At 61.0% G+C, this 13,107-nt stretch carries 19 protein-coding genes; 3 read left to right on the top strand and 16 right to left on the bottom strand.

What is annotated here, in order from left to right:
• Positions 1-347: 347 nt before the first annotated feature.
• Positions 348-737: a hypothetical protein gene (locus WS87_RS09145; RefSeq protein WP_059814469.1), complete on the top strand. Its 390-nt coding sequence runs from the start codon at positions 348-350 to the stop codon at positions 735-737.
• Here WS87_RS09145 and WS87_RS09140 read toward each other — a convergent pair.
• Positions 728-1,435 carry an SOS response-associated peptidase family protein gene (locus WS87_RS09140; protein WP_059814472.1) on the bottom strand — a complete coding sequence of 236 codons (708 nt, stop codon included), beginning with the start codon at positions 1,433-1,435 and terminating at the stop codon, positions 728-730. The genes WS87_RS09145 and WS87_RS09140 overlap by 10 nt on opposite strands.
• 54 nt (positions 1,436-1,489) lie before the next feature.
• Between WS87_RS09140 and WS87_RS09135 the strand changes: the two genes are divergently transcribed.
• A complete protein-coding gene (locus WS87_RS09135) occupies positions 1,490-2,005 on the top strand; it encodes a hypothetical protein (protein ID WP_059814475.1) in 516 nt (171 codons plus the stop codon).
• Here the strand turns inward: WS87_RS09135 and tnpC are convergent.
• The 6 genes from tnpC to WS87_RS09105 all read right to left on the bottom strand — a co-directional run bounded on the left by tnpC (position 1,957) and on the right by WS87_RS09105 (position 5,755).
• On the bottom strand, positions 1,957-3,522 hold the full coding sequence (gene tnpC, locus WS87_RS09130) for an IS66 family transposase (protein WP_059820731.1): 1,566 nt from the start codon (positions 3,520-3,522) through the stop codon (positions 1,957-1,959). The genes WS87_RS09135 and tnpC overlap by 49 nt on opposite strands.
• A 31-nt stretch (positions 3,523-3,553) precedes the next feature.
• The gene (gene tnpB / locus WS87_RS09125) at positions 3,554-3,904 is read right to left on the bottom strand and encodes an IS66 family insertion sequence element accessory protein TnpB (protein WP_059531434.1); all 351 of its coding nucleotides are present in this window, start codon (positions 3,902-3,904) and stop codon (positions 3,554-3,556) included.
• Positions 3,880-4,422 carry a transposase gene (locus tag WS87_RS09120; protein WP_059531437.1) on the bottom strand — a complete coding sequence of 181 codons (543 nt, stop codon included), beginning with the start codon at positions 4,420-4,422 and terminating at the stop codon, positions 3,880-3,882. The genes tnpB and WS87_RS09120 overlap by 25 nt, the downstream gene beginning before the upstream one ends.
• Before the next feature lie 102 nt (positions 4,423-4,524).
• Entirely contained in the window at positions 4,525-4,995 is a 471-nt protein-coding gene (locus tag WS87_RS09115; protein ID WP_082750603.1) for a DUF2514 family protein, read from the bottom strand.
• Positions 4,985-5,293 carry a holin gene (locus tag WS87_RS09110; RefSeq protein ID WP_059817497.1) on the bottom strand — a complete coding sequence of 103 codons (309 nt, stop codon included), beginning with the start codon at positions 5,291-5,293 and terminating at the stop codon, positions 4,985-4,987. The genes WS87_RS09115 and WS87_RS09110 overlap by 11 nt, the downstream gene beginning before the upstream one ends.
• Before the next feature lie 9 nt (positions 5,294-5,302).
• Positions 5,303-5,755: a D-Ala-D-Ala carboxypeptidase family metallohydrolase gene (locus WS87_RS09105; protein WP_059817495.1), complete on the bottom strand. Its 453-nt coding sequence runs from the start codon at positions 5,753-5,755 to the stop codon at positions 5,303-5,305.
• Positions 5,756-6,047: 292 nt separating this feature from the next.
• On the opposite strand from WS87_RS09105, the gene WS87_RS09100 reads away from it, so the two are divergent.
• Positions 6,048-6,737, top strand: a complete 690-nt coding sequence (locus tag WS87_RS09100; protein WP_159085651.1) for a class I SAM-dependent methyltransferase — start codon at positions 6,048-6,050, stop codon at positions 6,735-6,737.
• 359 nt (positions 6,738-7,096) lie between these two features.
• Here WS87_RS09100 and WS87_RS09090 read toward each other — a convergent pair whose 3' ends face one another.
• The 9 genes from WS87_RS09090 to WS87_RS09055 form a co-directional block, all read right to left on the bottom strand.
• A complete protein-coding gene (locus tag WS87_RS09090) occupies positions 7,097-7,516 on the bottom strand; it encodes an XkdW family protein (protein ID WP_082750601.1) in 420 nt (139 codons plus the stop codon).
• 9 nt (positions 7,517-7,525) lie between these two features.
• A complete protein-coding gene (locus WS87_RS09085; RefSeq protein WP_059817490.1) occupies positions 7,526-8,632 on the bottom strand; it encodes a hypothetical protein in 1,107 nt (368 codons plus the stop codon).
• Entirely contained in the window at positions 8,629-9,282 is a 654-nt protein-coding gene (locus WS87_RS09080; protein WP_059817488.1) for a DUF2612 domain-containing protein, read from the bottom strand. The genes WS87_RS09085 and WS87_RS09080 overlap by 4 nt, the downstream gene beginning before the upstream one ends.
• Positions 9,279-10,424, bottom strand: a complete 1,146-nt coding sequence (locus WS87_RS09075; protein ID WP_059817487.1) for a baseplate J/gp47 family protein — start codon at positions 10,422-10,424, stop codon at positions 9,279-9,281. Before WS87_RS09075 ends, WS87_RS09080 begins: the two co-directional genes overlap by 4 nt.
• Before the next feature lie 41 nt (positions 10,425-10,465).
• Positions 10,466-10,657, bottom strand: a complete 192-nt coding sequence (locus WS87_RS34220; RefSeq protein ID WP_236873221.1) for a hypothetical protein — start codon at positions 10,655-10,657, stop codon at positions 10,466-10,468.
• A gap of 164 nt (positions 10,658-10,821) precedes the next feature.
• Positions 10,822-11,472 (bottom strand): Gp138 family membrane-puncturing spike protein, encoded by a 651-nt coding sequence (locus WS87_RS09065; RefSeq protein ID WP_159085650.1) that lies wholly within the window; start codon positions 11,470-11,472, stop codon positions 10,822-10,824.
• A gap of 40 nt (positions 11,473-11,512) precedes the next feature.
• Positions 11,513-12,397 (bottom strand): phage protein, encoded by an 885-nt coding sequence (locus WS87_RS09060; RefSeq protein WP_059817481.1) that lies wholly within the window; start codon positions 12,395-12,397, stop codon positions 11,513-11,515.
• A gap of 10 nt (positions 12,398-12,407) precedes the next feature.
• Positions 12,408-12,566 carry a hypothetical protein gene (locus tag WS87_RS33940; protein WP_179952340.1) on the bottom strand — a complete coding sequence of 53 codons (159 nt, stop codon included), beginning with the start codon at positions 12,564-12,566 and terminating at the stop codon, positions 12,408-12,410.
• Between the two features lie 214 nt (positions 12,567-12,780).
• Positions 12,781-13,086, bottom strand: coding sequence for a phage baseplate plug family protein (locus tag WS87_RS09055; RefSeq protein ID WP_082750606.1), 306 nt, complete (start codon positions 13,084-13,086; stop codon positions 12,781-12,783).
• Between the last annotated feature and the right edge of the window lie 21 nt (positions 13,087-13,107).

Here is a 13,107-nt window from a genome sequence, read left to right as displayed (position 1 = left end):
CGACACGGTCTTTCGTGTGACTCAGAGCAATCCGCCAACTGACGCGGACATGAAATCGTACGCTGAGCAGGGGCGCCCACTGCTTCACAACAATCCGACATCCGCCTGCAAAAGCCATGGCCTGAGTGTTTTTACTAGCATTGCAGACGCTCAGCATTTGTTGCAGATGCAGCCGAACGGCGGCGGAAATTTCATTGCCAAGGCAGACCTTGCGCAGACCGACGGATTTATTGCGCATACTCCCGCACATCCGGCCCCTTTGCGAATGCCGAACTCCCATCACACGTGGTGGCCGGCAGATGGTATAAATCGAGAATCCCTGTTCACTTGAACGTGGGGAGAGCGCCATGTGGACTGCGGTAGGAAAGCGAGACGATCCCGGCCAATTCGGAGACTTGCCAGTATCCGATGTCCTGTATGAGGCCGATGGCCCGAAGTTGTTCGTGTCGGTTGTGAATGATCGTGTATTTCTCGTTTACGAGTCGACCTTTGACTTGTCCGATGAATTGGTCCGACTTCTAGCCGTTCCAACGACCGGCAAGGCAATCCAGCACTTGATCGATGGAACACTAACGGTGTTGGAAGCGCTGGATCAGAAGCAAGTGTGGTCTATTGATCAGAAGTTTCAAGGCGACATCTTGGAAGCCGTCATGCTCCGCGAAGGCATTTATTCGGTGCCTGATGGATTCAAACCGGAACCGGGTGTTCGCTTGCGCCCGGATCATTACTACGCCTGATTCGTTTTGCCGTTGGTAGCTACCGCGACGGCAGGTTCAGCGACCATTTCATCTGCCTGATAGAGCTGCAGCATCGCGCGCGCCGCCTCGACATTCGACGTCGTCAGCCATTCCTCCCAGTCGTCCGGCCGCATGACCACAACGGCCCGCTTCTCGTCGCCAGGTTTGTGCATTCGGGAAAAGATCGGGTGCCCCTCACCGCTCACAGTGATCATCGACATCGTATGATGCTCAGCGCCGTCCGGATCTTGGAGCGTCCGCCAGATGCCGGCGACGCACATCGTTTTCCAGTCGGTCAGGCCAATCCGGTGCCACACGTTCGTCCCCGTCTCGTAGCAAGGCTCGTAAATCCAGTCGGCCGGAATCAGGCAGCGGCGGCCGGCGCGCCACGCCGGCCCGTATAGGGGTGACTTCCCAAGGTTGTCGTCTCGCACGTTCATCGTGCTGCGCATGATCGGCGGCTTGCGGCCCTGCTCCTTCGCCTTCTCGATATTGGCCCTCTGAAGCGCCCGTGGCCAGAAGCCGAAGCCAGCGATCAACGGCTTGAGCCGTCCGTCGACATTCGCGACGATCGGAGCGTCATAGTCCTGGTAGATCTCAGGTTTCCATGGGAAATCGCGGTACAGGTCGCTGAACGGCTCGATCCGCAGTTCGCGGAGTTCGAAGTCCTCGTGCGGCGCTCGGTAATTTGTGCACATCGTCCGCCCCCATTTCCCCGATCTTGACGACGATAGCTTATCTCGAAATATACTGTGTTTTTATACAGTGGCGGCGACGTGATCAAGCCTCAGTGGGCTTACATCTGGGAGTATGGTTTCCAAGGCGACAAGAACCGCCTGAGGACCCCTATCGAGCTCACGAAACGTGAATTTGAATGTTGGATCGAAAACGACGAGAGGTCGGTCTTCCTGGCCCCTTGCCACCCCATCGAGGCAACGCGGATCGATCGCAATCGCGTGCCGCTCACTGATCCACGCTTCAAGATCAAGCCAATGATGCCGGAGTTCGACGCCCCAACCGACGCCGAGCTGCGCGTCCTGTGGCGCGAGTACACCGATCTTCAAGTGCGCTGGCTCATTCTTGAGATTCGAGCGCTTCGCAAATCGCTTGAGCGGATCGAGGAATGGTATGAGTACACCAACACGAACATCGCCAACAAGGGGGACTTGGCCGGCGCGCAGGGCCAACTGCATCGTATGCGGTCTTTTAACGACGCCCATCAGAGGTTGGGAGTGGCAGGCATGCTCCATGGCATGAGGGCGGCATAGTCGTCGGCGGTTGCGGCGAGCGGCAACCTGGTGAACAGCCAGACCAGATAGCGATACGGCTCGACGCCGTTCGCCTTGCACGTCTCGACGAGGGAGTACAGGTTGGCGCTGGCCTGCGCGCCAGCGACAGTATCGGAGAACAGCCAGCCCTTGCGGCCGACGACGAACGGCCGGATCGCGTTCTCGCACAGGTTGTTCGAGATCGGCCAGTTGCCGTTACCGACGTATCGGACCAGCTTGGGCCACTGTCCGCTCATGTACTGCAATGCCTTGCCGAGCAGACTCGACGGCACGACGCCCGGCAGATGCTCAACCAGCATGCGCTCGATGATGGCGAGCACGCGGGCGCTGTACCGAGCGCGCAGTCGTTGCCGACGTTCAGACTTCCACTTCGCGCTGCGCACCTCGGCCGCGAACAGCTTGCCGATCAGCACGACGAAGCGCGTGGCCAGCAGATCCGGCGAGCGTGCCGCCTTCGGCACCGACTCCTCGGCCTTGATGAAGCTGCGGCGCACGTGTGCCCAGCATCCGAGATGCACGAGCTGGTGATCGTGGGCGATTCCGTTGTAGAGCTCGTACCCGTCAGTCATCAGCACGGTGCCAGGCTGCACGCCAGCATAGAGCTTCTGCGCATGCTGGGCGCCGCGCCCCGGCGAGTACGAGAACATCCGTACTGGTGGCCCCGAGCCGTTGACCTGCGCCCACAGGTAACTCTTCGCCTGCGGCCTTCGTCCCGGTTCCTTCAGCACCTGGAACGTTGTCTCGTCGCCGTAGATCAGGTCCGACTCGAGCAGCGCGTCGCGCATCAGGTTGATCACCGGCTGCGTGGCCAGTCCCACCCGCACCACGCTGGCGGCCAGCGTGTTGGACGAGATGTCGCCGCCGAAGCGACGCAGCAGCGTGGCTTGGCGATACAGTGGCATACCGTACTGGTACTTGCCAGTGATGATCCACGCCAGCGCGGATTCCGTGAGCAACCCGCGCGGGATGATACGCGCTGGCGCCGGCGTGACCTTGATGCCGAGATCACAGCACGGGCACGCGTACTTGACGCGCTGGTGCTGAACGACGCGGACCTGCTCGGGAATCACGTCAAGCTGTTCGCTCGTCTCGACGCCGATCTCGACGAGAGCCTGGCCATCATGCGCGCAGAATCGTTCAGACTCGGGTAGTTCGTGCCGCACGACCTCGCGCGGCAAGTTCGGATCGAGTGGTTTGCGTCCGCGCTTGCCTCGCGTGTGGGCGGCGACAGACGTGCCGGGCGCGTCCTCGCGCGCGGGCGCATCGGTAGTGGTGGCCAATGCTTCAGCTTCGTTGAACAGGCCGAGTTGGTCGGCATGGCGCGCCTCGCTAGAGGCACCGAACAGTTCGTGCTTGTAGGCCCGCAGCTTCTCTTCGGCCAGATCGCGCTGGGCCGTCACGAGTCGAAGCTCACCGCGCAGCGCGTCGCGTTCGGCGCTCGCGGCAATCAGCGCTTCGTATTCCTCCGCGCTCAACATGACGGGGCTATTCGGCATGGCCGATTAGACCATGCCATCTGCGTAGTGTTCAGCTCATCCGCGCGTAATATCGCTGGGGATGCTTCTGGATCACGGCCAGGTCGATGCCGTCGAGCAGCCAGTGCAACTGCTCAGTGCTGAGCGTGATCGTGTCGCCGCCGTTCGGCCAGACGAAGCGGTCGGCTTCGAGTCGCTTGAGCAGCAACCAGAAGCCGTTGCCGCCCCAGCCGAGGATCTTGACTCGATCACGACGGCGGTTGCCGAAGACGAACAGCGCCGAGGTCATTGAGTTCAGGCGCATCGCCTGTTCGACCAGGATCGACAGCCCGTTGATGCCCATGCGGAAGTCGACGGGATCGCGATGCAGGTAGACCTTCAGCCCTTCGTCGAACCGGAACACGGCAGCCTCCCGAGCATCTGGATCACCGTGGCCAGCTCATCGACACTCGCCTCGCCGAGATCGAATTCGACACCATTGGACAAGCGCACATGTAACGAGAGCGCCATCAACGACGGGGCTGGTGGCAATACTGGGGAAGCGGCAGGCACAGTCGACGCAGTCGTGACGACAGGAACGAATGCTCGCGCTTCACTCATTGGAACCCGATGTGCAGTGCCCGGAATGTCGATCGATACGCCGTCGATCACCAGCGGGTCCGGCCTCGTCGGGGTTTGCAGCGTATGCTGCTGATGGCGCGAGATCCAGCGACGCAACTGGTTCGGATTAACGTCATGGTCCATGGCCGCCCGGGCGATCGATACCCCCGGCCTCAGGCAAAACTCGACCAGCTCCCGCACGGCATCTTCATCAAATTCCCGCCGGCCATCCCGTCTGCGGCCAACCACCAGTCTGCTTCGAAGGTCCTGTTTCTCTGTCATCACGGTCTGAGTGCATGTGTCCACGCGGACACTTAGCATCTGACCTTCTGCCTACCATTGGTAGGGCGTCGTTTATTGACGGCTTACACTGCATCGACTCATGCACCTACTTCGAAACGAGATGAGGCGCGCCGGCATGCGCTAGTGCGCAGTAACCGTCAGGGCGTCATAGTCGGCTTCACACTGTCGGCCAGCGATGCCGCGCTCGTCAGCGATTTTTGCCAATTCGCCCGCGCGCTGGTCAGCGCGGCCGAGCACGTCGGCAAGCAGATCGAGGGCGTCGCCGGCTGCCGGGCTTCCGGGCTTAGCTGCGGAATGGCGGGCCCGCTCGACGAGCTCGGCGACTTGCTTGCGCAGGCCGTCACGAGCAGCATTGGCAGCAGCAAGATCGGCGCGCGCCGCATCACGTTGTTTTGCAGCATCTTCAGCGTTTCCATGTTGTGTACGAGCGATGCGGTCGCTCTCATCGCGCTCCGCGACCAGTTCGCGAATGAGCGTCGCCTGGGCCCCCACCGTAGCCGCCTGATCGGCGTCACGAAGCCCCTTGATGTAACCGCCGGCCGCGCTCACGACTACAGCCACGGCGACGGCCACAATGAACTTACCGTCCATCGCCGTTTTCCGATTGCCCCGGCCGGCGACCGAGGAAGCGCTGCGCCGCCGCTTCGAGGACCGACTGCCCGAGGATGCCGATTGCCGACGCGAACCCGATCAGCGCGGTCGGCTCAAGTTCCTTGAACATGATGAGGATCGCGCCCGCGCTGGACGACAAGCCCGCCCCGATAATCATTCGGCCGAGCAGGATGCGAACGGTCAACCGCTCGCCACCGACGAGCAGCTTCCCCAAGCCGATCACCGCGCCGAGCGTGACGAGCGTCAGAAGCTCTTTTTCTTGTGGGTTCAACTGCATGCACCCTCCTTATGCCGGCAGGCCCGTCGAGTACCTCGTCGCCCCGCCGCCGAAGTGCGCCGTCAACACCTGCCGGCGCGGCCGCTGCCCGGCCGGCGCCAAGCCAATGTGCACCCACGTACCTTCCTGAATCAGTTGGTCGAACTCGACCCGGGCCTCGACTAAGCGCTTGCAGATCTCGAGCGGTGATCCAAACCCGGGGCAGATGAAGTCGGCCGCCAGCCCCTGCACATGTGCACTGTTCGCGGCACCGCCAACCGCCTTATTCAGCGCCGGCGAACGGTAGCCGGACGACACGAGAATCGGCTTTGCGCCGAGCAACGTACGCACCTTTTCGAGCGTCTGCGCCGTGCGCTTCAGGTTCTCGACGATCGTCAGCGGCGGCGAATTGCCAATTCCACGGCGGGTGGCCGTCTCGCTTTGCGTCAGCTCCGACAGCGCGAAATGATCAGTCAGCTTCATCTACATCTCCACACAAAAATGGCCGCACGCGGCGACCGTAAATGAAAACGGCCACTCAATCGAGCGGCCACCTCGTCCTTTTATCCATGGCCGGCAACTTCGACCATGGCGGTCAATGGATCCGAAAAACTCACCGAGCCCATCAATAAAATCAATCCAATTTCAGACAAATCCTATATTTAAGTGCAATCAACACTGATATAAAGGCGCAGTTCAAATCGCAAAATTACTTCATTCGAACCACATGCAACACCGAGACTACAGTTACTACCGGAATGGAATCACCGAGTACATGGCACAAGTAGTTCGCTATATCGATGCGAATCAGCCAGTCCCATCGAAAATACTGGACATACCGTCAGGCTCGGGTGTATTTGCCGCAGCCCTTACCACAATAGGACATGACGTAACGCGCGCTGACATTCACGGAGAAGATGGATCAGTTGTCGCCAACATGGAGGCAGCGCTACCATTTGCGAACAACGAATTCAATGCAGTCACGTGCCTCGAAGGGATCGAGCATGTGTTGAATCCTGTCGGGCTGATCGAAGAGCTTGTCCGAACAACAAAGCCGGGCGGCAAGATCATTGTGTCGACGCCGAACATTTCGAATCTCTATTCGCGACTGCAATTCCTCTTCACGGGGACGTTCTTCCAGTTCGATGCGCGTGGCGCACGACAGACACACGGAAGACCCGTAGATCGTGGTCACGTGAGCCCGTTCACTCCGCTTCAACTGATCTACGTGTTCGGTGCGATGGGCTGCACGCTCAAGGATGTCCGCATCGATCGCCGCAAGCGCATAGCACTGGTCCCGATCTACCTGTTGCTGAGACCGCTGTCGCTCCTGTGGACACGCAAGATTGCCAGCGGCACGACCGCCGACACCTATCCCGGCGTAAAGAGCCTTGGCCGCCTCTTGACTGGGTTCAAACTGATGTTCGGTCGAACACAAATACTGATTTTCGAAAAGACACAATGACCGAGACCCGCAGGCACGGAAACTTCAAACAACCCCGTCGCAAACCATTTACGGGACCTTGACCAATCCAACCCCTCACATTCAATTAATATATGGTTGATAATTACTGGCTCGAATTACTCATAATTGCCTGCTCCATACCGTTGTTAGCACACCATTTTCGCGTGGAGCAAATGACAAAAGTCTGTAAAAAAATCCCCCGCGCACGCACCATGTCATTCTTTTCGATGATATATCTCCCGCGCTATTGGCACCTTTGGAGTGTGAAGCAGTGGGAAACATATCTTGTGCATCGTGAGGACTTCGACCGCAACCAGAAGCGCAACTAAAACGCCACTGCCTCGTCGTGCGTCAAAAATTCAAAGATCGGCCGGTGATTCCGGCCACACGACGCTGAACGGAAACCCTTCCTGTTCAGGAATCTTTCGCAGATTCTCGCGGTACGTCACCCACTTTTCGGCCAGCGTCCGCACAGATTTCGGTGCGTCCGGCGGCGCTACCGTCATGCTATCGGAGTTGCGCAACGCCATGTCGCGGAAGATCCGCACGTGTTCGCTTCGAATAGACTCCTCATTGGCCACAAAAAATGCGTGCACCTCGGCATCCTCAGGTTGCTGCACTGACTCGCTCACCCAATACGCGATAAACGGCGGGCCACTCTGCCCCCCGTTTCGCTCGACTGGTTGAGCCGCGCGGTAGTCTTTGCCCGGCACGAGTTCTGGATACATACGTTTCAGCGCAAGCACCATGTGATCATGCGTATATTTACTAAAATCCATTTCCGTTCCTTATTGGTTTCGCAGGACGACGCCGCGCTGCCAAATTGCCGTGATCGATCTGTTGTCCGCATTGACGCGCATCCCGGTCACAACCCACGGCGCGGGCAAATCGATCTGTCCATGAACATTACTGCTCACTGAACCCACGTAATCGAACTCCGCGAGACCGGAATCCCACTGTACGCGCGCGCCTGCAACTGCTCGATTTTCGGAACGGGCGTAGAGGTCATCGAGAATCGAGTTCAACCATGCGCCGCGGAAATTGCAGAGAAGGTTGCCGTCCGTTTGCAGAGTGGACCCACCCACATTCAGGTTGCCCGCCTGCCACGTCGTGCCGGCGTCACTCATGCTCCACGGGACGCCGTTGTAAGCGTTGTTGATAAACTCGATGCCGCCTCCGTCCCGAGCGCGGATGTACATCGTGACGTTTTGTCCTGGCCGCCGATTCTGGAGAGCGAGGTCTGCTTGCCATCCGTCCCGTCCGAGCGTCAGGCGATCGGTAATGGTGTCGCCGCCGCGGTTGACCTTCGTACCGGGATCGAAGCTCATGTCGGTCCAGATCTTGCCGATATATTTCCCGTCGACGGTAAGCCCTGCTGCGCTTCTGTCGGGATTCGTAGTGAGTACGTAGCGGGCGGTATCGCCCTTAACCGCGTACCCCTTCACCCACTCCTGCGTCGCGTAGGTACCGAGATCGTCCTCGGATACATATTTTTCCAGCCTCTTCGCAAGGAGCTCCGTATTCACGACTCGCTTCGATGAATCGTCGGCTGCCACGGTCGGCGCCCACGGCGCACCCCAGTGCCCCGGTGAGCCGTCAGGCGCACGGCCTTCGTTCTCAACGTCAGCGCGGTAAATGATGCCGTTGTGCTGTACCACCGCGCCGACGGGATACGTCTCGGTGGACGACCACTCCGCGAGGCCGCGCTGCATGAAGTAACGAATCGCTCGATCGATGCGCCGACCGAGCCAGTTGAACCACTCCATCGGGGGCTTACCACCGGTCTGGTCGAGCGCAACGCCCCAGCCGCGCGCGACATTCGGGAACTCATCAACTTCACCCGGTCGCGCGCCATCAGCAAACACGTCCTCGTCCGGACGTTCGAAAATCGTCATCGCAAAATCCTCGCAAAAGCACCGTCACCGAACCCGAACGTGCCAGGCGAGCCGGCAAATCCAAACGGCCGTTCGGTGATCGTGAAATAAAGCGACACGCCCACGCCCGCCGGGCGCGGTAGCACATCAAGGTTTCGAACCGCGTAAATTAGGAAATCAGACAGCGCGGAAATACCGATCACGATCGAGATCGACATGTCGTAGTTGTCCGACACATCCGCATGGCCGTTAAAGATGAAGTCGAGCGCGTCCATCATTTCCGGGATCGTGCCGACCACGAAGTTCTTCGCGATGCGGCAGCGGATCAGGAATCGGTAATCGTCGTCGTCAAGCTCGACCGAACCGTTCAGCGGGTCGCCGAGGCGGTAGAACTTCGAACCGCCCGCGCCCTGCACCCGGAACCCGCCGCCGCCCTCACCAAAGAAACCAAAGTAGTCGCGCGGCACGATGTCCGTGAGCACACGCGACTGGCCCACGTGCTTCCCGACGAGATCGAGGTTCACGCCGCGTGCGTTATCGATATCGAGCGCTTCCGGCAGCGCCGCAATGCCCTCCCATGCGCGCCGAATCTCGTCGTCGATCAGCTTCGCATGCGCCACCGCACGAGACTTGCCTTTGTATTGCCAGATCAGAAGACGGTCGTAGCTCATAGCGGAACGATCTCGATATTTTCGGGCAGGAACCGCGCCCGCTGACGCGGCCCTAAGGTGAGATCATTCGGGAACTGGATACCGTTGATCACGCCGATGGTGAAGGTCTCGATAGAGAAACCCGGCACCGTGTTGACCGGTGTATACAGGCGCGAAACGGTGACCGGCTCGCCGATGCCGTAGCGATACTTCGTCAGCGCCGTCTTGATCCCATCTTCATCGATGGCCTGCTGCCCGCGGGAGCGCTTAAGCTCCAGATAGGCCGTGCAGTCGATAATCTCCGGACGGTCGAACAGCACCATCCGCTCGCGCCCTTTCCTGTCGATGACAACACGTTCGACATCGCCCCGCATACCCGTGCCGGACGGCTTGTTGTCGAAGATGATCTGCGCAATCGCTCCGTCGTCGCCGCCGTCGACAATCACGTTGATGCTCTTGCGCGGCACCCCGTTCTCGTCCGTCACGTCGGTCCAGTTCTCAAGGCAGATCACCTCCCGGACGTCAGGTAGCTCGCTGATCTTTGCCTCGATCGACTCCGCGGAGTTCTGCGCTGACCGTGCTCGCGAGCGCGCGCCGCGCGCGCGTAGCTCCGGATCGAGTTCTTCAGCTTCACCGAGTTCGGCGGCCGTGAACGTGGTTGCCGAATCCCATCCGTTCACGATCGTCTCGATCTTCAGTGTCGCCCCGATCGGGTTCGTGAAGCCGCCGCGTTCCTCGCTCTGGAAGTCGCCGCGCCCAGAGCCGGCGGCGTTCAACACCACATCGCTGATCAACTGCCAGCGCACGCGCTGCGGATCCGAAACGACAGCGCCGGCCGGAATCGTCCTGTGCGGCGTGCCCTGCAGAATTACGCTCGGCATGCGGCTGTATCGCGCGCCTCGGCGCTTCAGCCCCGAGTACGCGACGCGCTGCTCAAGCCACTTCCCTCCCGCGTAATCCGGGTCCAGCGCCCGGTAGACTGCGGCGCCGAGCTCGTTGATGTCAGCCAGGCCCTGCGCGAACAGTCCAACGGCCTGGCCGTCCGGGCTGTCCGGGCTCAGGTCGATATCCTCGCCGTAGATGCGCCGAAGGCCGGCCTCCATCCTCATGAGAATGGCGTCGAGCCGCTCGGCTATGTAGCCCTGCGGTGTAAGTTGCCCCATGAATTGTCCTGCTGGAGAAGTGCGCGCCGCGCGCGCGGAGGTCAGACGCCGACCGGCGTGCTGATATCGAATTCGTTGCCGTAGATGTCGCGCAGCGAAGCACTGATGGCCATGCGCCGTGTTTTGCCGTCGAAGGCGATATCGAACGCGAGGATGCGCTCCACGCCGTCCGTGCCGAGGATTTGGCGCTTCACATCGTCTTCGAGCCGCTGGCGCTCGTTGCCGCGCTCCATGCGCTCGATCCACGCGATACCGTGGTCGAGATCGAGGAACCAGTCGCCGCGAAAGGAGCGCAGCCGCGTTACGACGCGCTGCGCAACCGATTCCGACCGGTCCGCGTAATCGGCACGGCCGCGCCCAAAGGTCCAGTCGCCGTTGGCGTCGAGTCGTCTTACCCTCATCCTTGGGGCCCTCCCGTGTCGCCGCCCATCGAATCACGATGGTGGTGCTGGTCCACTGTGACGCCGTTCGACGTGATCGTGCCGTCGCTGTGGTTGATGTTGCCGGTGATCTTTGTACCGGCACCTCCGCCCTCGCCGGCCATGCCCGCCTGGTACGTGAGCAACTGCTCGAAGATCGCCGGACACTTCACGCGCAACAGCGCGCCGTCGAGCTCGATGATGCCGTCGCTGCTCATCCGGAACCGCGCGGGCCCGTCAATCTGGCGCAACACCAGCGCGTCCATGTCGAACCCGCCCGGTACGTTCGGCCGCGACCGGATGCCCGGCGTGAACATCGCGTCGGACAGGTCGTGCATACGCAGATCGAGCGGTGGCCCGTTGCGGCCCGAGACGAACCAGCCGTCAATGCACCGGTCGCTGATCGTGACCTGCCCCTCGTCGCCGCGCTTCAGCGGCCACTCGATCACGAACCCGCCGCCCGTCGGGAACGACACCGGCACATCGACGAGCAGAGGCAGCTCCGCACCGTCGCCGCAGGCAAGCAGCGCGTCGATCGCCGGGCGAACTGTCGCCGTACGGGTATCCCCGTCGAACGATTCGACGATGCCTGGAAACGCCGTCCGAACCTTCAGCAGCTCGCCGCGCACCTCGCGTGCACGCGCCAGTTCCCCGGACGGCATCTCTTCGTCAAACGTCCCCATCGTCGCCGCCCCCCACCTTCTTCGTCTTACCCTTGCTGGCTTTCGGCTTCTCGACCTTCTGAAACTTCCCGCCGCGCACGACGAGATCGCTGTACCAGTCCGCCGTGTGCGTGTCGCCCACGTACTTCACCTGCACGACCTTGTAATCACCGTTGTACGACTCGATCATCGACACGACGCGCACCAACCCACCGACGCGAATCGCCGGATTTAGTAGGCATTTCACCTCCAGCCCCTTGTCCGAAACCTTCGGGCTTTCGATCATCCCGCTGTCCTGCGACAGCACGAAGCCCTCGCCGGGCAGCACCTTGTCGGCCGGCAGCACGAGCAGCTCGCCATCCTGAATCGACCAGTCGGCGCCGCTGTTGCGCGCGACGTTGCGCACGACATCGCGCGCATTGCCCATCAGCACCTTGCCGCGTGGCAGCGTGCGCGCGCTCGCCAGATCCGCGACACCGGCCTTCGTCCGCGTCATGGCCTTTGTTGCCTCGGCCAGCACGTCAGCATCTGTCGCGCCGGACTGCAACGTCGTCCACACGCGCGCGCCGGCGTAGTCGATGCCGCCATCGCTGCACTCGAACTCGGTGATCCAGTCCGCCTTGTCGCGCTTCGTCGACGGCTTCAGGATGTCGCCCTGGTACAGCAGCCGCAGCTCGTTGTAGCCCACCGACAGGCGCGCGAGGTTGAACCCCTTCGAGACGAGCCGGGTCATGTGGTCGCGGTTCAGGTTGTAGACGGACAGCTTCGCCGGGTTCGGCTTCTCGTCGAGGCTTTTCACGATCTCGAACTTGACACGCAGTGACTCGATCGCGATCGACTCCGATCGATTGCCGATCTCCAACCGCCACCGGCGGCCGAATTGGATAGTCATGGCGCCGCCATCAAAGAGCCACTTTTAGGACAGCAGCGACGCCCGCCAGCAGCACGCCGAGCGCGCAAATATTCGCTGCGAGCGCCAATCGCCGGCCAACGATTCCTGCATCATGTGCGTTCATCTTTCCCTCCACTTTCAGCCGATGCTTCGGCGTATACTTGAACAAGGTTTTGCCTCTTGCGGTGTCAAGGGGTGAACAACAGAAAGCCCCGGCTGCGCCAACAGTCCGGGGCTTTCGCTTTTGTGCGGCGCAGCTCCGGGGCGGTTCCCGAAAGCATACGGCCGAAAATTTGGGGGCTTTCTTACGGTTTTCCAAAACCGGTTTGGTCGATTCAGATTGGCCGGAGCCCATCACGCCGCACACTTTTCGCGGGGCTCGGCTACCGGTTTTCCTTTGGCGCCGCCGCGTCGCTCACCTCGCTTTTCAGTCCGAGATACAGCGCGAAGCGCTCGCCCATATCGTTGCCGCCTATGGGATCGAGACCAACGCCACTCAGGTCTTCGAGCCAGAGAAAGAAATCGACCGGGTCGCGCCAGAAGATCGGCGGTCCGAGCACCAACGGCACAGCCTGCGCGATCACCGCATCGGTATCCCGGTCCTGAACATCGATCTCCCAGTGGTCGCCGATCGAGTTGTAGCGGATGGTCAGCGCGAGCGCGCTCCCGTCGCCGGGATCGGCGGTCATCACCTGCAGCGGCGTCGAATC

It is taken from the genome of Burkholderia sp. MSMB0856, assembly GCF_001524645.2.
Taxonomy (GTDB): domain Bacteria; phylum Pseudomonadota; class Gammaproteobacteria; order Burkholderiales; family Burkholderiaceae; genus Burkholderia; species Burkholderia diffusa.
Note: the sequence above shows the minus strand (reverse complement) of the source record. Positions and strands in the feature narration are given on the sequence as shown.

Excerpts from the sequence above, each read along its gene's own strand:
- WS87_RS09115 (WP_082750603.1), bottom strand. The coding sequence starts at position 4,995 with ATGGACGGTAAGTTCATTGTGGCCGTCGCCGTGGCTGTAGTCGTGAGC.
- tnpC (WP_059820731.1), bottom strand. The coding sequence starts at position 3,522 with ATGCCGAATAGCCCCGTCATGTTGAGCGCGGAGGAATACGAAGCGCTG.
- WS87_RS09080 (WP_059817488.1), bottom strand. The coding sequence starts at position 9,282 with ATGAGCTACGACCGTCTTCTGATCTGGCAATACAAAGGCAAGTCTCGT.
- WS87_RS09120 (WP_059531437.1), bottom strand. The coding sequence starts at position 4,422 with ATGCTAAGTGTCCGCGTGGACACATGCACTCAGACCGTGATGACAGAG.
- WS87_RS09085 (WP_059817490.1), bottom strand. The coding sequence starts at position 8,632 with ATGACGATTTTCGAACGTCCGGACGAGGACGTGTTTGCTGATGGCGCG.
- WS87_RS09140 (WP_059814472.1), bottom strand. The coding sequence starts at position 1,435 with ATGTGCACAAATTACCGAGCGCCGCACGAGGACTTCGAACTCCGCGAA.
- WS87_RS09055 (WP_082750606.1), bottom strand. The coding sequence starts at position 13,086 with ATGACCGCCGATCCCGGCGACGGGAGCGCGCTCGCGCTGACCATCCGC.
- WS87_RS09075 (WP_059817487.1), bottom strand. The coding sequence starts at position 10,424 with ATGGGGCAACTTACACCGCAGGGCTACATAGCCGAGCGGCTCGACGCC.
- WS87_RS09090 (WP_082750601.1), bottom strand. The coding sequence starts at position 7,516 with ATGGATTTTAGTAAATATACGCATGATCACATGGTGCTTGCGCTGAAA.
- WS87_RS34220 (WP_236873221.1), bottom strand. The coding sequence starts at position 10,657 with ATGGAGCGCGGCAACGAGCGCCAGCGGCTCGAAGACGATGTGAAGCGC.
- WS87_RS09105 (WP_059817495.1), bottom strand. The coding sequence starts at position 5,755 with ATGAAGCTGACTGATCATTTCGCGCTGTCGGAGCTGACGCAAAGCGAG.
- WS87_RS09100 (WP_159085651.1), top strand. The coding sequence starts at position 6,048 with ATGGCACAAGTAGTTCGCTATATCGATGCGAATCAGCCAGTCCCATCG.
- WS87_RS09060 (WP_059817481.1), bottom strand. The coding sequence starts at position 12,397 with ATGACTATCCAATTCGGCCGCCGGTGGCGGTTGGAGATCGGCAATCGA.
- WS87_RS09145 (WP_059814469.1), top strand. The coding sequence starts at position 348 with ATGTGGACTGCGGTAGGAAAGCGAGACGATCCCGGCCAATTCGGAGAC.
- WS87_RS09110 (WP_059817497.1), bottom strand. The coding sequence starts at position 5,293 with ATGCAGTTGAACCCACAAGAAAAAGAGCTTCTGACGCTCGTCACGCTC.